2 protein-coding genes are annotated in these 25,442 nt (G+C 52.2%); one reads left to right on the top strand and one right to left on the bottom strand.

The window, feature by feature from the left end:
- Positions 1 to 97 precede the first annotated feature (97 nt).
- Entirely contained in the window at positions 98 to 23,989 is a 23,892-nt protein-coding gene (locus RHOLA_RS06350) for a beta strand repeat-containing protein (RefSeq protein ID WP_051636350.1), read from the top strand.
- Here RHOLA_RS06350 and RHOLA_RS06345 read toward each other — a convergent pair.
- A complete protein-coding gene (locus tag RHOLA_RS06345) occupies positions 23,986 to 25,236 on the bottom strand; it encodes a hypothetical protein (RefSeq protein ID WP_038503237.1) in 1,251 nt (416 codons plus the stop codon). The two genes, RHOLA_RS06350 and RHOLA_RS06345, sit on opposite strands and share 4 nt — an antisense overlap.
- Positions 25,237 to 25,442: the final 206 nt, after the last annotated feature.

Here is a 25,442-nt window from a genome sequence, read left to right as displayed (position 1 = left end):
ACCCCATAATTACAAGCTTGTAATTCGAGTGGTTTTTTACTCTATAGATACACCTTTATGGGTGTATTCCTAGAAGTTTTGATTCCGCGAGGTGCGTATGTTGCAGAGTATCGAACTCCGCCTGCTCGCTCTCGCTGGGCTACCTCGCAGTTCTAGGAGCAAGTTATTCTTTGCCACCATCATCGCTCTTGCAACTGCGATCGCTATCGGCTTTTCAGGTATCGGTAGGGCTGCTGTAATTTCGGAAGCTGCGACAGGATGCTACGCAAACGTTGGCAACAACACTTCTGTCACTATCACCAAGTTGTCAAATGGCAACTGTCTGCTTGCTTTCAAGAATGTTGGCACAACAACTTGGACAGTGCCTGCCGGTGTTACAACTGCAGAAATTTCTGTCACCGGTGGTGGTGGTGGTGGTGGTGCCGATGGCGGTTCCGGTGGCGGCGGCGGTGGAACCAGAGTGTTTTATCCAACGCTAACTCCAGGTTCATCCGCAACAATCACTGTTGGTGCTGGTGGAAACAGCGGTATTCACACTCAGGGAGCTCAGGGCATCGCGCCACGTGCCGCAAGTGCAGGTGGACAGTCGGCTGTCACCATTGGCGCAAGTACTTGGACTGGCAATGGCGGTGGTGCTGGTGTTGGTTGGACTGGAATAACCGGAGGCGCGGGCGGAACTACATCAGGCCCTAGTGGAACTGGTTTCAACGGAGGCACTGGAGGATCTGGATTAGGTTCGTGTGACGCAACGGTTCGCGTCGGTGGCGTAGGTGCCGCGTCTATGGAGATGGCCTTTGCCGGAATGACAAACGTCAACCTTGGTGGTGGTGGTGGTGGTGGTTCTGCAGTCGCGGGTGCAAGCAGTACGCAAAACTGGGGTGCCGCCGGTGGTGGAACGCAGGGTAGAGCAAGCGGTGGTCGAGGAGCGTCATACAACATCAACGCCAACGACGGAGCATACTCACCAAGCGTTGCAATTGCCGGCACTGGAACTAGCGGAGCTTACTACTCAAACGGAATGAATGGTTTCCCCAATTCCGGTGGTGGTGGTGGTGGTGGTTCTGCCTGTGACTCTGGTGGTTCCAATGGCTATGGTCAACGAACCGCTGGTGGTTTTGGTGCCGCCGGTGTTGTTTACGTCAACTACACGCCTTCGTATCTTGCAAATGTTACCTCTGTTGCAGGAGTGGTAAACAACGAAAACTTCCTGACTCAGCCAGCCGTTCGTTTAGTAAATGCAGCTGGAACAAACGTTTCAAGTTCTGGAATCGCTGTGACTGTTGCATCGAGCGGTGGAACACTCTCGGGAACCACAACCGTGAACACCGATTCGTCTGGTATCGCCACCTTTACCAACCTAAAGCTAACCGGGCTAACTCTGGGAACTTCATACACGCTGACTTTCTCGAGCCCTGAATATCTCAATGTGACGCAAACGTTTACGGCGCAAAAATTCCCAGACACGATTTACATAAGTAACTCAGCTACAACCAGCTCTTGCGGTGGCTTCGTAGCCGGAGTGTTCTTAGCCAACATAAACGGTGTCTGCAACATCAATTCCACAGATCTGAGCACGGCATTGACTGCTGGCAACGTTACACTTCAAGCTGCCGGAGTTAGCGTGTCGGACAATACCGTGGGCGGAATCCGGATGGACTCATCAGCCCTAATCAGCGAGAATTCATCTTCAACTAGGACTCTTACCCTCAAGCTCAACAACACTTTCCAATTGATTAGCGGAGCCCGAATTGTTTCTACCGCAGGGGCACTCAATTTTGTTGTGTTTGCGAACTTTGATAACTCCAACGGCGGTGCAATCAAGATAGACGGAAACGCAAGCACCTACGCAATTGAAACCAACGGTGGCCATGTGTTTTTCGGTGGTGGCTCAGGAACCACAACCTGGAATTCCCTCACAGTTCCTTCAGGCTACGCAAGTGGTATTGCGGGTAATTCTGGCACTCCTCCTTGGTGGGGCTTAGAGCTGGGAGTCAACACCGACATTGCCGCTCAAAAATTGATAAAGACCTCAAATGGAAGTTTCAAGGCGCTCTCGATTTCTTCAGCAGCCTCAGGAGTGTCACTGCTTTACGGCATCGCCTGGGAATCCGGAATTATTGATTTAGGGTCTGGAACGCTAACTTTGGATGGCCAAACTTCTGGTTCACCGTCGGTCGCAACAAATGACAATTTTGGCGTGGGAATTGGCGTCAATCGAAGCACATCGAATGACGTTCCCAAGTTGGTCACCTCGCAACCAGTTTCAATATCAGGAAGCGTTGGCACTGCAGGAACAAGTCTGGCTCGTGGAGTTTGGTCCATGTATGCCGATCTTGACGCTGGTAGTTCATCGATTACTTTTTCAAGTACAAACAGTGCCGTAGGCACGGGCACTGGAAACACCGTCAGGTCCCCGTTGATTTTGACTTCTGACACCACCTCACCAATTGTCACTACAGGTAGCACTTTCAATTCCACTTTGACAATGAGTGCGCCATCGGTTTCTACAAGCAATGCCATCTCAGCCGCGGGTAATGTGTCACTTACTGCCACATCGGGTACTGTCACTATCGGCGGAGATTTAGCCTCATCAGGAACTGGTACTTCCATAACTTTGAAAGCCACTGCGGATGTGCTTCAAACTTCTGGAACTATCTCTACTCAAGGTGGCACCTTGATGATTTGGTCTGACTCCGATGCAACGAGCGGTGGTGGAATTCAGACTGCTCGAGGATCGTCAATTAACACAAATGGTGGCGCACTCACCATGTCTGGGGGCACGAACACTTCAACCGGATATGCCAAGGGAACGGCTAACACCGCCTTTAGAGGAATAAACATCCAAGGGTCAATTTCTACCGGTGCTGGAAATGTGACCATGCGCGGTGAAGATGCAGCCACTGAGGCAGCTTCCAACCTGGCTTGGGCCTGGGGTGCTGGAGTGATGTTTACCGATGACTCATCGATGACTACGACCAGCGGTGCTATTAGCCTCACGGGCTTGACCAATTCCGATAACACATCTGTTGGGCATAGACATGCCGGCGTCATGATCGGCATGGAGTATTTCAATGGTGTGCAGCAAACCGCCTATGCCGATGCTGCAATTACAACCGGCTCCGGAAACATCACGATAAGTGGAAATGGAGCTAATGTTCAGTATCGCGATGGTGTGACCTTCAACAAGTCTTCAATTAGTTCAACTTCTGGATCCATCACCATTGATGGAAGGACTTCGCGCACAGACGCCTGGGACATCAATTTTGGTAATTCAAGAAATGGCAGCTCAATCAGCACCGGTGGGGCTGTCACGATAACCGGTGACACATCTGGCGCCGCGTCGATGTTCAACACAAGTTCAATATCAGCTGGCGGCGTTCTGACGCTGAATGTCAATAAACCAACCTTTACCAGCATGACCATGAACGGTGCTGGATCAAAGATTATTCAGCACCCCACAACAGCTACCAACTTTGGTGCTGCGGTTGATATCACTGGTATCTCATTTGCTTCAACGTCCACAACCTTGACCGTTGGTCGTGCTGGTGTCACCCCAAATCAAAATGTGACTTTAGGGAATGCCAATACTTCTATCGCTGGAAACATTACTGTTTATGGAGCTGGAATAACTCAGAGCGGTGCCGTTGTAACCACTTCTGGAGGTAATGTCACCTACTCCGGTGCTGGGGCATTTTCGCAGGCGGGTGCATTAACCTCTGCTGGTTCGATCACGCAAACTGGAGGAACAACTGTAAGCGTTACCGGAGCAACTCAAGCGGCTGGGGCAATCAGCTACAGCGGATCCGGGGCAGTTTCAAACGGCACAAACGGCACAATTCAATCGACTGGGTCGTCCGTGTCACTTACCTCGTCTGCCAGCACGATGTCGCTTTCCAAAAATGTCACTGCAGCAACGTCAATCACAATATCTCAAACCGGTGCCTACTCTGGTGCGGGTGCACTGAATGCAGGAACCACACTCACCATTTCTGGTGGAACCACTGTTGATCCAACCGGAAACTTGAGTTCGGTTGGAAACATGATTGTGAGTGGTTCTGGGCGCCTGACCTTTAACGGAATTACAGCTGCCGTGAGTGGCACCGGAAGCATGACTTTGTCTGGTGGAACTCTTGCCAGCACAAACGGCGGCTTGCAATTTTCTGCTGCAAACGCAATAACCACATCAGGTGCAATTTTGATCACGGGCAACGCATCAGCTGCATGGGGTTTCTATCTCGGTGACACATCAAAAGTTCAAAGCACTTCGGGAGATATAACCATCAATGGAAACGCACCCTCAGGAGTTTGGGGAGGTTATCTACACACAGTTAACATCCTGTCTGACTCAGGCTCAATACTTATTGATGGAAAAACGAGTTATGGAATTAACGCAGGTTATTTTGCAACTACCAACATAGGATCCGTTTCTCCAGCAACTTCAACGAGCAACGTTCAAGTCTTAGCCAATGTTTACTCAGATAGCAACAGCAGCGCTGTCAAATATCGCACCTCTGGTGCCGTTGTGATTGAATCAACCGGACCAAACTTTTTAGCTGCGCCCACAATCAATGCGCATACATTCGATGGGAACGCCAATGTGCGCATTGGAAAACTCGGCAACAATTCTGCCGTGACGGTCAATGGCACGGCAACTGTCACGGGCAATTACACCGTGAATGGCGCAGCGATTACCCAGAATGCTCCGGTGACTACTACTTCTGGAAACATCACCTTTACGGGAGGTGGGGCATTTTCAAGTACCGGTGCCTTGACTGCGGGTGGTGGTTTGTACATAACTGGTGCAACTTCTCTTTCGTCAACCGCGGCCTGGATCACAAATGCGGCACTTGACGTGGCCGCGTCGGGAAATATCTCAACCAGTAATGTTGCGCCAATCACTGTAAACACCGGCTATTTGTCATTGGTTTCATCCGGTGGGACCATCACAATCGGCGATGACCTAACCGCACCCGGCAACGTGACCTTGACTGGAACATCTGCAACTATTTCGCAGCCAGTAAGCTCATCTGCTGGATCGGTCAGCATCACCGCATCAACCGGATCTGTATCTGTTGCCGCCAACGTGACTTCGTCGACGTCTCTGGCAATCTCCCAAGCAACGACCTACTCAGGTGCGGGGGCATTGAGCGCTGGTAACACCTTAACGATTTCTGGCGGAACTACTGTTTCTCCCACTGGAAACTTGAGTTCTGTCGGGAACATGAGCATTTCTGGCTCAGGGCGCGTTACATTCAATGGCATTACAGCTGCGGTGAGTGGTTCAGGCGGTTTGACGGTGAATGCTGGAACCTTGGCAAGTACAGATGGTGGCCTGGAAATCATCGGTTCAAATTTGACCACCACAACAGGCGCAATAAACATCACGGCAAATGCTGTTTCCTCATGGGGCTTCTACATTCGCTCCAATTCAAAAATTCAGAGCACGAGCGGTGCAATCACAATAAATGGAAACGCGCCGTCAAATGTTTGGGGAGGCTACTTAGCTGCGGCTGATATTCTCTCGGATTCCGGCGCAATCAAAGTTGATACCAAATCTAGCTATGGCCTGGTTAACGGATACACCGCAATTACAGATTTTGGAGCGCTTTCACCAGCAACTTCTTCTAGTTCCGTGACATTGATTGGCAATTATTACTGGGATGGCAGCACGACTGTAAATGTTAGAACTTCTGGAGCCGTGGTAATTGAGTCAACTGGAACTGCATTCTCAAGTGGTTCTGCCATTACCCAGCACAACTTCACTGGCAACTCAAGTTTGAGAATTGGCAAGAGCACCAACAACGCGCCACTTACACTAACTGGTTCAACTAGTATCGCCGGAAACTACGACGTCTATGCAACTGCAATTACTCAGACGGCAGCAGTAACTACAACCAATTCAGGTAACATCACTTTTACCGGGGCCGGAGCTTTTGCGAATTCAGGAGCATTGAATGCGGGTGGTGGTATCTACATCACCGGAGCTACAACACTATCTGCTACTGGAGCTTGGACTGCGAATGCCGCACTTGATGTGCAAGCATCTGGAAATATCTCAACCGGATCTCTATCAACCATCACCGTGAATACCGGTCTCGTGAAACTGAATTCAACTGCTGGCACTGTTGTGATTGGAGCTGCTCTTTCTGCCCCCGGGCCCATAACGCTATTAGGAAACACTGTAACTGCAAATGCAAACGTCATCGCTACCCAGCCCGGTCAGAACATTTTGATGAAATCCAAGGGCTCAATAATTTTTGCTGACAACATAACGATTCAAACTGCTGGTGGCGCTGCGGCAACTATTGTGTTGTGGACCAGTAGCACAGGAACTGCCGGTGGGTATGTCGATATTAATAATCGAGTGTGCATCAATACCCAGGGCAGCTGCTCCTCTGCCGCAAATACTGGTGGAGCCGATATCATCATCGGTGGTGGTTCCGCTGGAACTGATTACCCAACAGGATCTGTAATTGGTGGCTCAACTACCTCAGTTCAGATTGGTACCGGATCGCTTGGGGTCAAGAAAATATACTCAGCCGGTGGAAACATCTCAATAAAGGGAACTTCATCAGGCGGCGGCCACGGTCTCCTCATGTCAGCGGGTGTGGATGTAGACAGTGGGGTTGGAGCAATTGAACTCGCAGGTCAGACCAACGCCACCTCCGGATTTGGAATATATGTTTGTTGGGTGCGCTCACAAGGTGCCTGCAATTTCACATCGTCGAAGACAACGGGTACAGCTATCTCGTTCAACGGCACATCTACCGGAGGTCCGGGTACGGGCTGGTCACCGGGTATTGGTGGAGATAATGCCGGTGCGGGCGTAATGTCGACTATCAAAGCAGACGGTGGAGGCGAAATCCAACTCACCGGTAGCAGCACACACTGGGACATGATTCTAAGTTCATTCAATGTGTTTTCCACTTCAGGTGACATTTACTACAACGCTGGGAATGACGGAATTCTTTTTGGTCACCAAGGCCCTCAAGTTACTGGCGGAGCGACTTCCGGCGATTCAACTGCTGATGTCTTTATAACTGGTGACGTCTACTATGACGATGTTTCCAGCAATACCTTCAACACGACCGGAACAGTCACCATCGCGCCTTTCAGCGATTCATTTTCTACTAGCTACGCAGATGTGGGCACTAATACTGTCTTCAACGGCGTAACTGGTTTTACCTGGGGCAAGTCCAGCAACACATCAGCGATAACTTTCTCCATGACTCCAAACATTGCAGGTCCAATACGCATTTATGCGGGAGACGTAACACTTAATAATGGACTTACTTCGACCGGCGCAAATTCAAGCATTTTGGTGAAGGCTTCAGGAAACATAGTCGCGGCGGCGTCGACAACTTATCAAACCGCTGGCGGCAAGATTTTACTCTGGGCCAATTCAGATGACACAGGTACCGGATACGTGAGAATTGCGGCCGGCAGCACGATCAATTCTGTTGGTGGTGCGACGACTCGTACCTCGACTGGTGGTGGTGACATAATCATCGGTGGTGGCTCTGCAGTTGACTTGGCCGGAAATCCCACCGGCCCAGCCCTTAGTGGTAGCTCATCTTTCCACGGTGTTGGAATAGGTGGTGGCGGTTCGTCTTCAACACTGACCTCAATCTATTCCGGAGGCGGAAAGATATCGATTAGTGGAAAAACTACATCGACTTTGGATGGCGTCGGTTTCGATTGGCAAAATCGGGTTTGGGCTAATGGCGGGCAAATCAAAATCAATGGTGAGAATTCAAATGCAACTAGCGGCTACGCCGTGGTCCTGCAGGATGGTGGGCAATCCACAAATCCTTCTGAGTTTTTCTCCAGCAGCAACACCTCGCCAGCAATTGAAATTACTGCGCTGGCAACTGGTGGTGCGGTAGGCCTTGACTCCGGCTATTACTCAACCGCCGCTAACAAAATTTATCTCCAAGCAACAGGCACAGGAGGAATTACCCTCAGCGGAGACGCCGATGGGCAAAACCGCCCAGAAGTTGGTCTGAACGGCACAAACCTACTTTCCGCTGGCCCAATCACAATCAACACCAGTAGCACGACCCTAAGCCGAGGTGGTTTCTTTCACGGTGGCCTTTACAGCGGTGGAAGCGTTGGTGCCGTTGTCGTTGGGTATTGCGCAACTGCAACCTGCCCACTAAGCCAAGTAACCTCTTCGAGTGCAAATATCGTTATCAACACGAACCGCTCTGCTTCTTATAACTCAACTGGAGCAACGGTGGCATTCAATACAGCCGGCACCTTCACTTTCCAGCCAACTTTAAGTGCGGGATTCCTTTCGAGCGGCCTGAACACTGCTGGCTACTCATTCTCGTCAGACTGCACCGGAGTAACTTTTGGTAAGGACCAGAGCACCGATACGTTTGCACTGACCACCCCGGCAACAGCCATTTCAATTTCTGGGCCAATTAGGCTCTACGCCGGATCAATCACGACCGGTGCAAACCTAAGTAACACCGGTAATTCGGCACAAATATTAGTGAAAGCCAACTCCACTGCAACTATCTCTTCTGCCATCACTGCATCTGGTTCGGGTTCGAACATAAACATTGTTGCTGATCAGGTCGCAATCACTGCCGCCATTACTGCCGCTGGTGACATTGTCTCAATTTCGCCAACTAGCGCTTCAAAAAACATCGACCTTGGTGCGGCTGACTCATCGACCTTGCTTGGACTAACCGATGCCGAGTTGGATTATGTGACCGCTGGAACCTTGCGAATCGGTGACGCAGTAAATGCTCAAAACATAAATGTGTCGGCCAGCGTAAGCATCGCCTCAGCAAAAGTTTCGAACCTAGCAATTCGCGGAACCGGAAACGTGACAACAACAAACTCGGCAAATATTTCCGCCGCGAACCTCGGCATATCGGTTGGTGGCACTGTTAGCCTGCCAGGGAACAACTCAGTCACCGGCAATCTTGCGATCGCGGCAGCTGGCGCAACAGTTTCGTTTGGTCAGAATTCTGGCACCTACACACCGGCATCGGTTGATGGAATTACTGCCGACTTTGGTGTGCCAAGTGCAATCACCATGAGCCAGGTACCAACTTCAACTCCTCAAGATGCATTCATGGCTGTTGCTTTCAACCCGCCACCCGTTGCAACAGTGAAAGACAAGTTCGGCAACTCACTAGCAACAGCAAACGTCAACCGAAGCGCCTATGCGCTGGTTGCATCGATTGCAACAAGAACCACCACCAGCGGAACCATGACTCTTGCTGGTACAACAAAGATCACAGCCTCTTCAGGCGTGGCAACCTTTAGCGACCTAACGGTAAGCGGCGGTACCGGTACCGTGACACTGGCATTCACCCCGGTTCTAGCTACAGATGCCGGAAACACCTCACTATTTACCGCGGCTTCAACTGGTACCTACAACATTCAAGCCGGCGACCCAGATCACCTAATCGTAAAGCGATCTGCAGCAGGTTTTAGGGCAGGAATTGCCTTTACGACTCAACCGCAGATTGAAATTCAGACTGCATCGAACACAGTAGTCACCAACAACGGCACCACACTAAATGTGACGGCCAGCTTGAGCAGCGGCACTGGAACTCTGGTTGGTACCAAGACCGTCGCGGCGGTCAACGGCGTTGCTACCTTCACTGATCTTGCTATCGAGGGTTCAACTCAAAATACTTACGGAATTACCTTCACCGCCACCTACAGCACAAACCCGGCGATGACTGTCTCGCAAAACTCGATTTCGATCACATTTGGTACCGCAACTAAGTTGGCACTGACCACCGCTGCCAGCGGTTTCGTAAACCGTGCCAACTTCACAACTCAGCCAGTGGTCACAGTCCAAGACGCTTGGAACAACACCGTGACCGACTGGGCAACCAATGTTGTGGCCAGCATCTCTGGTGTTCAGGCAAGCGGACTTACCGGAACCACCAGCGTGGCCGTTTCAAATGGTGTTGCCACATTTACCAACCTGGGCAAGACAGGTAAGGCAGAGCTCAAGACCCTTGCGTTCTCGTCTGGTGCACTTGCCCAAACCTCACAGCAGTTCACACTGACTCACGGTGCTGCAGCGGGTATTGGTGTCACAACATCTGCGGCTGGAGCTACCGTTGGAGTCAACCTAACCACCCAACCGGTTGTCACGATTCAGGACGCCGATGGCAACACTGTTAACACCGGAACTCAGTCAACCCAGAACGTTGTTTTGTCGACATCGGCAGGTACAACTCTGACCGGAACCACGACAGTTGCGGCTATCAACGGAGTTGCTACATACAGTGGTTTGCGTTTGAACGGTACAGCTGGCTCGGCAACTTTCACCTACACAATTTCTTCACCTAGCACCATCACCCAGACACAAGCAATCACCTTAGTTGCTGGCACTCCTACTCAGTTGATTATCACAACCAGCGCCGCGGGCTGTTCTGCACGTATCGCTTGTACAACTCAGCCTGTTATCAAAATTGCTGACGAATCTGGCAATGCCACCACCAACACCGATACCGTCACTGCAACAATCACTTCGGGTAGCGGAACAGTTTTTGCTGGCGCCACAAAAGCTGCAGTGAACGGTGTGGCGACATTTAGTGGTTTTGCACTCAGCGGAACCGCCGGCACCTTCACAATTCAGTTTGCGATTTCTTCGCCGACACTATCGGTTAGCCAGACCGGCCTAACGTTGACCGCTGGTGCAGCCACCAAGCTTTTGATTCAAACTGCAGCAGCGGGTGCGGTAAACCGAGTTGCTTTCACCACGCAGCCATCGGTGTTTATTGCTGACGCAGACGGCAACAAGGTTTCCAGCGCGACCGGCTCAATTGCGGTTTCGGTCTCAGGCGGAGCACTAGGAAAGTCAGCGACACTGAGTGGAACCAGCCCAGTTGCGGCAAGCTCGGGAACTTCAACGTTTAGCGGACTAACCCTCACCGGTGGCGCCGACACCTACACATTGACCTACTCGTTATCTCCATACGCAAGCGTTGGCCAAGACATAACAGTCACTCCGGGTGCCGCAAGTCGATTGGCAATCAAGGAAGCTGCAACTGGATTCGTAAACAGAGCTGACTTCACCACTCAGCCGCAAATCGAAGTTCAAGATGCCGACGGAAACCTAGTCACCAACTCAACCGCAACCGTGAGTGTGGCAATTTCTGGCGGAACAATCGCCCTGTCAGGGACCACTACCGCGACCGCGGTGAATGGTATTGCCACATTCAGCGGGCTTGGCAAATACGGAACCGTCGCGACCGCTAAGACTTTGACCTTTAGCTCTGGAGTCTTGACGACTGCAACGCAGACTTTCACCTTGACTCACGGCGCTGCCACCAAGGTAGCCAAGACCACCCCGGCCGCCGGTTTTGCCAATAATGCTGCCTTCACCACCCAGCCAATAATTACTGTTCAAGACACCGATGGAAACACCGTTTCAAATTCAACCGCTACTGTGACCATCACCTCATCAGGCGGCACTTTGAGTGGAACATCATCAACTTCAATGGACGCTGTTGCGGGTGTGGCTGATTTTGTTGGCAAGGGAATCAAGTTAACTGGTGCCACCGGTTCCTACACACTTACTTATGCGTCTAACGGACTAGCCAGCGATACTCAAAGCATCACCTTGGTCGCCGGTGCAGCTGATCACCTTGCCCTGATCACAAGTGCGGCCGGAGCTAGAAGCGGACAAGTCTTTGACACCCAGCCGGTAGTTGAGGTTCAAGACATCAGCAACAACCCGGTACCAAACAGCGGCTTGTTGGTTGGTATAACCGGTACCGGAATTTCTGGAACCAGTAGGACCGCAGATTCTTCAACTGGTCGCGCTACATTTACCGACATCAAGATGACTGGCACCGCCAGCATCAGCGGCTACACCCTTACCTACTACGCAACCGGCGTAACTTCAGCCGCACAGAATTTGCCACTTGCAGCAGGTACCGCAACAAAGTTGATGCTCAACGTCACTTCAATGAACGCTGTCAACAACGTGAACTTCCCGACCACCACGGTGGTGACCGTTGCTGATGCACAGGGAAACCCAGTGCTAGACAGCACCGCAACGATAAGCATTGCAGGTAGCCCACCGGGGGCAACCATGTTCAACACAAATGCAAGGACTTTGAACAGCGGCAACGGAACGGTCTCGTTCCCAAATATGAAATTGCTTGGCACCGCCCAGACATATACGTTGGCTTATTCTTCGCCAGGGTTATCTGGAGTTAATCAGACCATCGTCTTGAGTGCTGGTGCCGCTACTAAGTTGGCTATAGCAACTGCGGCAAGTGGTTTTGTCAACCGCGAGGACTTCACCACTCAGCCGGTGATTCATGTCCAAGATGTGTCAGGAAACCGAGTCACAACAGCAACTGATGAAGTAACTGTTGCGATGAGCAATGGCTCGCTAACTGGCACCACTACTGTGACCGCGGTGAACGGTATTGCTACATTCAGTGGCCTTGGTAAATACGGATCAGTAAGCACAGATAAAGTCCTTACATTCACCGCAACTGGTCTTACTCAGGTTCAGCAAACTGCTTTCACGCTAACCCACGGTGTGGCTTCACGAATTTCTCTGACAACTCCAGCCTCTGGTTTTGTAAACCGCGCTGCGTTTGCAACTCAGCCGGTGATTACGATTCAAGACCAGGACGGCAACACAGTCACCAGCTCTAATGCCACCGTCACTGTTTCTTCTAGTGGATCAGCAACACTTGGCGGAACCACCAGCATGGCCGCCGTATCGGGAGTCGCAAACTTTAGCGGTAAAGGACTTAACCTCACTGGTACCGCGGGCTCAAACACTCTGGCCTACTCAATATCTTCGCCTTCAACTTTCAGTACCACTCAGAGTGTGACTTTGGGCGCGGGAACCGCCACGAAGCTAGTGCTGAAGGTGGCCGCCAGTGGCTTTGTGAACCGAGCCGATTTCACCACTCAGCCGCAGATTGAAGTTCAAGATGCCGACAACAACGTAGTAACCAGCTCTAATGTCACGATTACCGCGTCGATATCTGGTGGCACTATTTCCCTGTCAGGTACTACTACCGCGACCGCGGTGAATGGTGTTGCCACATTCAGCGGCCTAGGCAAATACGGAACCATAGCCACCGATAAAGTTCTCTCGTTTACTTCTGGAGTTCTAACTAGTGCATCCCAAACTTTTACCTTGACTCATGGCGTGGCGACTCAGGTTTCAGTAACTCGCAGCGCTCAGGGCACTTCCGATGCTTACTATCCATCTGGACCTCAAGTCAACGTGGCTGTTTCTACAGTCACTAATGGAGGCTGGACAGAGTGTTACCGCGACACCATGGCAACATTAGGTACAACACTAGAGCCAGCAATGAAGGCAGCATGTACCGGAACCTACCTAATGGTCGCGGGTCGCACTACTGGTTCGTCGACTTTGACGCTAGCGGCAGCTGCACCACGATCAGATGTTCTCTACGGAACAGTAGGCCAGGGTTTGCGGACTGCGAATGGTTCGAGTTGGTATTACGTCACTGGTTCGGCCATGGGATTTGTAAATGCTGGCGATGCGGTGACCTTGAGCAACTGTGACACTAACTCATCGGGTTCGAATAATAAGAGACTTTGTATTCATCTACAGGGTGTTGGTGGATACCGAATCGGAACCGCTACGGGTCTTAACAGCAGCACTGCTTACGAGCGCGTTTTCTACCAGATGAGTTCTTTGTCGATTCAGGGTCAGATTCAAAATGACCAGACTTTTAGCACCCAACCTCAGGTCACAATTAAGGACCAGGATGGCAACACCGTAAGCACTGGTTCTCAATCAACTCAGAATGTCGTTGCATCGATGCCTGATGGTCTTAGCGGAACTACATCAATCGCTGCGGTAAATGGTGTTGCAACATTTACAGACCTCAAGTACACCGGTGTGATTGGCTCGAAGACAATCACCTACACAATTGCCTCGCCAAGCACGATCTCAACTTCGGAAAGTTTGACCGTTACTTATGGATCTGCAAGTCAGCTTGCAATCACAACTAATGCGTCAAACTCGGCCAGCGGGGTAACTTTCACTACGCAACCAATTGTTGAAGTTAGAGACGTCTCTGGCAATAAGGTTGCCAACAGCACATTGCGCGTAACCGCATCGGTGAACACGGGGACCTTGGCATCCAGTGGTAACTTGTATGCCGATGCATCCAGCGGTGTTGCCACGTTTGCCGGGTTGAAACTAACCGGTGCTATCGGCACTTACACGTTGAGTTTCTCGGGAACATCGGTTTCGAATGCATCGCAATCGATCACGCTTTCACACGGTGCTCCAAGCTACCTAACGGTAACCTCTTCAAGCAGCGCAAGCGTTGGTGTTGACCTAGCCCAGCAGCCTGAGGTGAGCATCTTCGATGCCAGCGGAAACCTTGTAACTACAGGGGTTGGGGCCACAACCACCGTTAGCCTAAGTGCAACCGGTATGACCACAAAGACCGCCTCCGCCTCGGCTGGTGTGGCACGGTTTACCGGTGTTCAGTTGAACACCACCGCCGGAAACATCACATTGACCGCAAGCATCACATCGCCTAATTCGGCAAGCGGTACCAAAGTAGTGGCTTTGACAGCCGGAACACCTACCCAGTTGATTGTCACCACGAGTGCGGCAAACTGCTCGGCACGAATTGCATGTACCACTCAACCGGTTGTAAAGATTGCCGATGCCGCAGGTAACGCAACCACGAGTACCGCAACCGTAACCGCAACCGTTACATCTGGAACCGGAAGTGTTTCTTCCGGATCAACCTCAGATGCGGTCGGAGGCGTGGCTACCTTCAGCGGCTTTGCTTTGAGCGGAACTGCCGGAACATTCTCCGTTCAATTTGCGATTGCGTCACCTTCACTCTCCGTAAGTCAAACAGGCCTTACCCTTTCTGCAGGCACCGCAACTAAGTTGCTCGTTCAGACTCAAGGCTCCGGTGCTGTAAATGGTGTGGCGTTTACGACCCAACCGGTTGTGAATATTGCCGATGCCGACAACAACAAGGTGACCAGCGCATCAGGAACAATTACTGCCTCTATCGGCATGGGAATCACAAGCAAGACTGCAAGCCTCGGCGCAACTACCACCGCTTCTGCAACTAGTGGCCAGGCAACTTTCTCAGGAATTACCCTTACTGGTGGAGCAGACACCTACACAATTACCTACACACACCCAACATATGGAACCGCCACACAGTCGGTCACGTTAGGTGTTGGTGCGGCTACACAACTTGCGATTACCACTGCTGCTGACGGGGCAATTATCGGTGCGAATTTTGCAACCCAGCCAGTGCTTGAAGTCCGTGACTCAGGTGGAAACTTGGTTACAACATCTAGCGCTTCTGTGTCAGTGGCAGCGACAGGCGCAACTTTGGTTGGAACATCTTCTGTTTCAGCAAGCAATGGTGTGGTTAGGTTTGCCGGACTTAAGCTCACTGGCACTGCCGGAACAAAAACTCTTACATTTACCTCAACCGGATTGACTCAAACTTCTCAGAGTCTTCAGCTTATTCTTGGCACTCCGAGTAAGTTGATCATTTCAACCTATGCCACCGGTGCCGTAAACCGTGCAAACTTCAGCACCCAACCGGTCATTGAGGTGCAAGACGACTACGGAAACGTGGTTACCACCGCTACCGATTCCATCACCGTGACGATTTCTGACGCCACATTAACCGATTCGGGCTCCGCAACCGTAAGCAAGACCATCAACGCAGTCAATGGTGTGGCTACCTTCAGCGGTCTCGGCGCATACGGCCTGGTTGGCAGTAAAACACTGACATTTAGCTCTGGTTCACTCACTGGGGCCAGCCAGTCAATCACGCTGACCCATGGTGCGGCAACCAACTTGGCCATGTCGACGCAGGCCAGCGTTGCTAATGCCACCGTCTTCGACAGCCAGCCGGTGGTCACAATTCGCGACCAAGACAACAACACCGTAACCACAGGAACTAGTTCCACTCAGTTGGTGACCTTATCATCTTCGGATGCCACCGTTGGTGGCACCTATTCAATGAATGCTGTAGCCGGTGTTGCAAACTTCAGTGGCAAGGGTGTGAAACTTACCGCCCTAGTTGGGTCACGTCACATCGTGGCAACGATTAGCGCGCCAACCACGATTGTTATTTCAAACTCGGTGACCATCACTCCCGGTGTGGCAACCCAACTTGCTATAAAGACCGCGGCAAGTGGCTTTGTGAACCGTGCGACATTCACAACCCAACCAGAGATTGAAATCCAAGACATTTCAGGAAACGTCGTTGATTCATCTAGTGCATCGGTAACAGCATCAATCAGTGGCGGCACGATTGCTCTTGGCGGAACCGTCTCTGTAAATGCGGTCAATGGTGTTGCAACTTTCGCAAACTTGAGTAAGTACGGAACAGTTTCAGGCACTAAGACACTTTCTTTTGCCTCTAACCTGTTGACCGGAACATCGCAGACATTCTCGCTAGTCAACGGAACGCCAACCCAGCTTGCCATCATTAGCAAGCCAACTACTGCAAGATCGGGGCAGACGATTGCTGACAGCGTTATTGAGCTGCGTGACCAAGATGGCAACCCGGTCATTACCGGTGCTGGCGCGACCGCACCAATTTCTGTGGTTGCAGTAAAGGCAACCGAAACGGTAGCGCGCAGTCTTTTGGGAACATCAACAGTTAATGCGGTAGCTGGGCGTGCAACATTCAATGACCTTGCACTAAACGAAGCAGTTGGTACCTACAACTTTGCGTTTAGCGTGCCAACACCATCGGTGTTTGCATCAACCATCGGCGTCAACTTTGATTTTGAGCTAACCGCAGGCGCAGCCGTCGACATGAGGGTCACGCAGAACGTTTCAAACGTTGCCCGTAATGCAAACATGAGTCCTGCGGTGAAGGTGCAGCTCGTCGATGCCAACGGCAACGACGTGCTTGATGACTCGTTGACCCAAGTGAGTTACCAAGTTTTGAACTCCGGCGGTACCGCGTTAGTGAGTGATTCGGTTGCGCGAACTGCGGTGAACGGTGAAGTCAGCTTCAGCGGTGTAAACCTGACCTTGGCTCCGACCGATGGTCTGAAGCTGAGATTCAAGATTGTTGGTACCTCTTATACAGCGGATTCCGGCAGCTTTAATCTGCTGCCAGGCGCTGTGGCAGAGGCCCGAATTACCGACCAGCCGTCGACCCTAAACGCCCAAAGCGAGCGCACCATGGCCGGTGAATTGCTAAAGAACCAGCCGGTTATCTCGCTTTACGACAATGGCGGCTACCTGGTCAGCAACCTAAATTCAGGCACTGTGACCGTTGCGATTTCTTCTGGGTCCGGCGGTACTTTGAACGGCAGCACCAGCGCAACAATCAGCGGCGGTGTGGCAACCTTCGCTGGCGTCAAGCTGATTGGTCGTCCAGCTGGAACCGGTGGAGCTCAGGCCGAGAATTACAAACTGCGATTCAGTTATGGTGCCGTTAGTTCAAGTGAGTCAAACGCTCTCAGCGTTACTCACAACGTCGCACATCACCTAACCGCAACTCGTGCTCCGGGTGTGGGACAGGCGGGTGTGCCTCTTGGCGGAGCAGACAGGCCTCAGGTTGAAATTCGCGACCGATACGAAAACCTAGTCAATACCGGAACGCAAGCAACCGAGTTGATTCACGTAGATGCCGCAATTGCGAGTGGTTCTGGTTCTGCCTCTCTTGTGGGTTCAACTACGATTTCGGCAAATGGCGGTGTTGCAACATTCAATATCGGTGTTGGTGGTTCAATCAATAACACCTATAGCTTGACCTACTCGTTCATCAACGATTCAAGCGTTGCAAGCGCTACTCAAACTGGAGTTCAGGTAACTGCTGGAGACGTTGCCAAACTTGTGATCACGCGCCAACCTGCAACAGTAGCCAATAGCGTGCAGAACAAAACCGGTGAGACTCTTAAGGTTCAACCGATTCTAGAATTCCAAGACAACTACGACAACGTTGTGCCAGTTAGCTATCAGGTAAATGCAGTCATTCAAGGCAGCCCTGACCTAACAAAGAACTACTTGATTAATCCAATTAAGTCGGCAGTTAACGGCGTCGTTACCTACACTTCACTGGGCTTGGTATCAGCCCCAGGAGTAGCACGTGAGATTACCTTCTACTGGAACGGTGTGCCAACCACAAACCGCACATCTAGCGCATCGCTTTCTGTAACGCACGCAGAAGCGCACCATCTAACTATCGTGACTCAACCTGCGGCAACATCAGGCGTTCGCACCGGTGATGTGCTTTCAACTCAGCCAAAAATTGAGGTGCGCGATAGTTACGAGAACGTAGTGACATCAATGACCAGTGGCCAGTACATTACGGCTGCGGTAACTACCGGCGGCGGATCAGCTGACACTACCGATGGTGTGGTCAGAAACAACAACACCGCACAAATTATTAATGGTGTTGCACAATTCAATAACCTAAAGATTGTTGCGCCGCCGGGTGTCGCCCAGAAGCTGACCTTCACCGGCGTCACCTTCACCTCAGCCGAGTCCGAAGCCTTTACAGTGACCTATGCGGCAGCATCGAAATTGGCGATCACCCAACAGCCTTGTTCTGGCGCGGTTTCTGGGGGCATTTGTGCCAACGGACCAACTGGCAGTACCTTGGTGACTCAACCCGTGGTAGCTGTTCAGGACCGCTTCGGCAACCTCGTTGCTAACTCAACAGGTGCCGTAACTGTTTCGCTGACCGGAACTGGCGGCACACTGACCAACGCCGTGGATTCTTCGGGCACCGCGTTTACTGTAAACGCTGTCAACGGATACGCAACTTTTGCCAACCTGGTTTTGACTGCCACACCACTAGCGAATTACCAGTTGAACTTCGCCTCAGCCGGTCTGACTGGAATCGCAAGTGGCAACGTTCAGGTGACGCACGCAGCACCTACGCAGTTGATCATGGTTAGCCAACCGCAGGGTTCTGCCACCGGTAGTGAGCTTTCGGTGCAGCCAGTGCTTCGTGTTGCTGACGCATACGGCAACACCGCAACCACCGATAATTCAACCGTGGTTACCGCAAGCACTTCCAGTGGAGTTGTCCGCGCAACTGTTTCTTCAGGAGTGAACCGAACCGCATCAAACGGTATCGTGACATTCGACGACCTGACCTTCAACGGAACACCGCAGGTAAATTACAGTTTGAACTTCAGTTCAGGTGCACTAACTGGAGTCACCAGTGCCAACTTCACCGTGACGCACGCCGGTTTGAACAAGCTTGTTTGGCGAACCCAGCCAGTTGGTGCGCAGACCGGTGAAAACTTGGCAACGCAGCCGGTGCTTGAGCTGCAGGACTTCGAAAACAACATTACGACATCCGATTCGGCAACAGTTGTCCGGGTGACAGTATCTGGTTCTGGCGGATCTGTAACCGGATCAACAACAGCCACAGCAGTAAATGGTGTTGTGACTTTTGCTGGACTGAAGCTAGTGGGAACCCCGGGTGTGGATTACACCTTGCGCGTTTCAACGGTTTCTGGTCCAACGATTCAGTCATCTGTTTCTCAGTACGTGCGAGTCACTCACGCTCGACCTGCTCAGCTGAGCATTCAACTTCCGGTAATTTCATCGCACTTTATCTCTGGCACCGCCCCTGCGGAACAACCAAAGCTTTTCGTTCTGGATTCTTATGGAAACAAGGCCACCACCGATAACAGCACAGTCGTAACTGCGTTTATCGCTAGCGGTGTGAGTGGCACAGTTACTGGCCGCACCTCAGCAACGGCTGTAAACGGTGAGGTCCAGTTCAGTGGCCTACAGATCGCTGGTACCCCAGGAACCGCCTACACACTGGGCTTTAGCGCAGTTACCAACGACTCACGGACCTTCAGCGTCAACGACGTATCGGCTAATGCCTTCACTATGGACAAGGTCGCTGACCTAACGATTAGCTACGTGGATCAGGCTTATGTACCTTCCGGACAGTCAGGCAACGTAGTTAGCGTAAGCAGAACCACCGATTCTCCGGGCACTATTACTTACTCAACAACCTCGGCTAGCACAATCTGTACCGTTAATTCTTCGACTGGTGCAATCACGATTGCTGGTGTCGGAAACTGTGTGGTCACAGCTTCTATTGCGGCAACGGCCGACTACCGAGCCAACACCGCGACCGACACATTCACAATCTCAAAGGCCGCGCAAACAGCCCCGGTAATCACAAGTGATGACAACGTGGACTTCTGGCAGTACCTAACTCCTGCTGCTACGGGCGGAGCTGCCGCAACATCTGGATTCGTCTGGAGTGTTGATGGTGACTGTCAACTTGTTGGTGGCAAGGTTTGGCCAGGAAACGCGGGAAACATCTGTGACCTTTTTGTCTTCAAGCGTGGAAATGCAAATTACCTAACTAGCCCGGTTACAGACATGCGCATCACCATCAACAAGATTGGACAGCAGCCACTAGCAATTGGAAACTCAAACCTTGTAAATGTTGGCGACATTGACTTGTTCACCACTGGCGGTTCTGGTGATGGTGCTGTTACTTACTCTGTTTCAAGTTCTAACAACACCGCAGGCTGCACAATTGAGTCTGGTTCTGGTGGCGCAAACGTTCTGCACGCCACCGCCAACGGCAGCTGTCGTGTTGCAGCAACTAAGGCTGCGTCAACAAACTTCTTGGTTGCACTAAGTCCAACCAAGACTTTCACCTTCAGTAAGCAAGACCAGACTGTTGCATTCACATCAACAATTCCGATGGCACCTGTGCCTTTGACTTCGTACACCCCAACTGCATCTGCAAGTAGTGGCCTAGCTACAACAATTGCAATCACCGCTGGTAGTGGAACTGTTTGTGCTTGGGATGCAACCGTCACCACAAAGATCAATTTCTTGAGCACCGGTGTCTGTGATCTAACGGCAACTCAAGCTGGTAATGCTTTGTACAATTCAGCAACTGCTACTCAGCGAATCACCGTTGGTTCGTTGAACCAGACAATCACGTTCTCATCAATCACCGATAAAACCTTCGGCCACCCCAACTTCCGACTTGCGGCAACTTCTAACTCGGGCCTAACCGTCACGTACCGCCTAGGTACCAACGTGAGCTCGCAGGCTTGTACGGTAAGCACAGCAGGCCTAGTAACCCTTACCAGCGCTGGCTTCTGTGAGATTGTCGCCGAACAAGCCGGAAATAACATCTACCTTGCTGCACCGCCGGTTACCCGGATGTTCCAAGTGGCGGCCGACTTTGCCGGCAAGCCACGAGTGGTATCGGTGTCTGCAGGAAACCAGTGGTTTACCGCCACCTTTACTCAGCCAAGCTATCTTGGCGGCTCAACCGTGAGCGACTACATTCTTGAAGTTACCAACACCAACGGTGATGTTTACGAAAACGCTGCCTGTGGCACTGCTGCCGTGAATGGTGAAATCACCTGTACCATCGTGGGAATTCCGAACAATGTGGCCTACACAGCTCGCGTTGCGGCCATCACTGAGGCTGGTGTTGGCTTGATGTCAGACTCAGCAGGTCCGCTGACCCCTGCGCGTCAGACTCAGGGTGTAACTAACTTGGCTGCTGTTTCATCTGGTTCATCACTAGTTGTTTCATACGATGCCCCACTTGTGACCGACTCAGTGGTAACGGGATATCAGATTTACGTTGCTCCTGTCGGAGGAACCTTCGGCAGCACGCCAATCACGACCCAGAATCTGTCTGCGACAATTCCAGTCAGCTCAATTTCATCGGCTTCTGTAAGCAGCTCGTCGACAAATAGCTCTACTGTACGAACAGCTTCAATGCGTGCGGCATCAATTCGAATTGCATCTGTGCCCACCTCGTCGCCAGGTGCATCAAGTTCAACTTCGTCAAGCGGTTACCAGGTGAAGGTTGTAACAATTACTCAATCGGCCGAAGCTCTTGATCCCAACGATTACATCACCCGTGGTTTGCATATTGGTACAACAGTTCCAAGTGCACCGCGTGCAATTACAACTGCACTAGTAGCCGGATCAGTTTCTAAGTCGGTGTTTATTTCTTGGTCAACACCGATTTCCGATGGTGGTCTAGGTATCTCTGGCTACGACGTGATTGTTGACGGTGTCACAGTTTGTGCAGCAACAAGTTCGTTGACCTGCGAACTTACTAACGCAACCGATGGTCGCAACTATCAAGTCTCAGTTGTAGCCAAGAACTCAGTAGGTGCCAGCTCGGCGATTACAGCGGTTCACGCTATGCCTGCGCTGCCAGTTTCGTCTGGTGGCGGCACCGCACCAACGCCAACGATTTTGCCTACTCCTTCGCCGACCCAAACCGTGCGCCCAACACCAAGACCAACCCAAACCGTGCGCCCAACCACGCCGCCTGCTCCGACTCAGGCTCCAAGTACTGCGCCTACTGCTGAACCAACCACTGAGCCAACCACTGAGCCAACGGCTGCACCTACCAGCGAACCAACCGCTGCACCGGCCCCGGTAGACCCAACCGCGCCAGTTGAACCTGGGGCACCGGTGCCAAACCCAGCTATTGGTGCCACCGGAGACGACGACGCACCACCAGCACCATTTGACCCAACCGGCAGCCCTGAGGCGATTGCCGCAGCCATCGACACCGCAACCACTGCGGTTACTTTGGCAGCTGCAGTTGCTGCAGCAGCGGCCGCCGCGGCTGCCGCAGCCGGGGCCGCAGCCGCAGCCGGTGCTGCTTCGGCTGCCGCCGGAGGAATTGGTGGTTCACCTGCCGGTGGTTCAAGCGCAGCTGCCGGAGGTGGCGAGGCTGGTCGCAAGCCAGAGGAAGGCGCCGAGGGAGAGGGCGAAGAAGAACCTGGCGAGCTTGATGTTGCCAACGACAACATCACCATCGAGCGCGAAAACTGGGGTGACCGCCTGGCCATGTTTGCGATTCCGTTCATCACATTCTTCGACCGCCGCAGCCACAACGCCGCTGAACGCATCGGAAACATCAGTCCGTTCTTTGCCAAGGTAATTAACGACGGCGCCTACCTTCGTGCGATGCTCGGAACCATCAGCTTCACCGGTCCAATCGCCGCCATGATTATTGCGCTCGCCGCGGTTGCCGAAAACGCAGCCGAAATTGCCGCCGGTGATTACAGCAAGATCATCACACCTGGTTGGATGTTCCTACTTGCCATTGCTGCCCTTGGTGCATTCGATGCCGCCGCCGGTTTCGTTGGTGCCATGACCTTCATCATCGGCAGCCTGATTACAGTCGGTCACGTTCCAGACAGCGGTGAGATTCGCACCATGTTTGGCATCATGTTGATCTCTGTTGGTCCGGCAATGCTCACCACCGCGTTCCGTTCCATCCGTCGTCACGCGGCATTCAATTTGAACCAGTGGTGGGAGCGCATCGCCGACTTCATCATTGCTCCGTTCATGGCCGGTTGGTCTGCCAGCGCCATGGTTGCCGGTCTGCCTGCACTTGCCGGTCTAACTCTTGATGCCGCAAACCACGTCAACGACTTTGCAATCTTTATTGCTCTTGCAGTATTCATTCGAGTTGCGCTTGAAGAGTTCGCCGCTCGCGCGTTCCCTGCACGTCTAAACAAGATCAACCCCGATGAAATCCCCGACCCATCGCTAATTCAAAAGTCAATTGTTTTGGTGATCAAGTATGCGATCTGGGTTTTCATTGGTGGCGCACTAATTGGAAACAGCTGGCAGGTATTTGTTGGCTCGGCCCTGTTCGTGTTCCCAACCGTGATCGGCTGGTTCAGCGAAAGGTTCCCAAACATCCCACGCATCTGGCGCATCTTGCCAACCGGTGTTCCAGGGCTTGCCTTCACACTGATGGTTGCCTCGGCCACCAGCGCTGTGGTTGGAGCGGTGCTTGGCAATGACCCGGCCCTAGGCCAGTGGACATTCCTAATCCTGCCGCTTCCAATGCTGGTGATTACTGCACTGGGTTGGTTTGGTCGCCACGGTGAAATTGATGCCGACGGCAACGAGGAAGAGCGCCCTGGCAAGCGCAATAAGTGGATTTACCGCATCGGTGGAATAGTCGTGATGATCCTCACGCTGAAGCTAGCGGGAATTTTTTAGTCCATTGGTTCGCGGTTGCTTTGCAGCTCCCAGGCGATTTCAGTAATTGCCGCAACGTCAACTAAGGCACTTCCGGCTTCAAAATCCGCCGCCACAACCTCAACAATTCGGTGTGCGGTGCGTCCCGGATTTGGCACCGCGGCCGCGTGCAGCTCGGCGATTTCAATTACGCGATTAGGTGCATGATCAATCATCGCGATGGCACCATCTAGTTCACCAATCATCGAAATCTTGTGAGCGGTGGCGGCAGCAACCTCACCAAGCGGTGAGAACTCCCAGTGTCCGTCGTGTTCCAAAAATATTGCGGGCTTGCCGGTGGCCAATGGCCACTCGGCCAAGTAAGAAATGCCATCGGTCAGGATATGTGAGGCCTTCGCAAAAACTTGCGCCGATGAACTTGAAACATCAATCGAGGTATTTGGTAGCGCGTTCCACCAGTTCAGCCAACTATCCAACTCGGTTGCTGCAATCACCTTGCGATCAATCAGCGTGCCAAACAAAAATGGATGCGGCCGAAGAATTATTTTCCAATCAGGGTGAGCACCTGCCCACTCCAACATCTCTTCTTTGACCTGAGGAAAGTTTCCAAAGTTCAACCAGTGCCGCGAGTAACTGTGGTGCGGAGCCCAAAGCAAAGTCTTGCTAACTCCGGCAACTCCATCAACTGCCACCTTGTAATCCGCCAGCAACTCATCGAGTTTCGTTGACCCAACAAAGTGCACGTGAGTGTTGCCGCGCTGGGTCAAAGCAAAGGCATCGCGGGTGAAGTCATCTTGAGTAAAAACCAACGAGGCCAACTGATGCATTCGCTGCGTATAAAGATGTGCGGCTATCGGCTCAAAACCACTATCGGGGTTTACGCCGTCAGCGGGCTCCTGCACCAGCGGCAAACTGAAGTACGGCACGTAGGCAATCCGGGCAATCTTGGCCAACTCATCTGGGCGGTAGCGCTTCTCGTAATTGCGCTGCCACGGGTAGTTCACAAAAATGTAGTCGGGCGCGGTGCCGTCAAAAATCGTGGTGAGGTCGGCATTGACCTGGTGGGGGATTCCCAGCCGATCAAAAAAGGCCGATACCCCAGCCGCGTCATCAAAGCCAGCCTGGCCGGTCAGCTTTCGACTGATTGCCACCACCCGCACATCAAATCGGGAATCGGCCCGCATCAGTTGATAGATTCCGGCTAGGGCGTCCCACGCTTCGTAATAGAAGGTGAGAAAGGTGACCCGGATTGGGCGGCTGGTGCTCATAGATAAAGTAAACACTGGCGTTGCGCCAAAACATCCTTAAATGGGAAAAGTCCCGAGGCTACGAATTCATTAGTCCCGAGACTTCCCTTTGCCTGTTACGGCTTTTGCTCTTTCAAGCGGTGGCTCGCCGAGACGCATCTCTTTGAACCGGTTGGCCTTTTGGATCGCGATCCGCTAGGCCTGTATTGTTTACGACGCCTCACGAG

It is taken from the genome of Rhodoluna lacicola (genome assembly GCF_000699505.1).
GTDB classification, from domain to species: domain Bacteria; phylum Actinomycetota; class Actinomycetes; order Actinomycetales; family Microbacteriaceae; genus Rhodoluna; species Rhodoluna lacicola.
This window is presented reverse-complemented; position numbering and strand designations above follow the sequence as displayed.

What these genes read in the sequence shown, in the direction of transcription:
- RHOLA_RS06350 (WP_051636350.1), top strand. Translation starts at nt 98, where the DNA reads ATGTTGCAGAGTATCGAACTCCGCCTGCTCGCTCTCGCTGGGCTACCT.
- RHOLA_RS06345 (WP_038503237.1), bottom strand. Translation starts at nt 25,236, where the DNA reads ATGAGCACCAGCCGCCCAATCCGGGTCACCTTTCTCACCTTCTATTAC.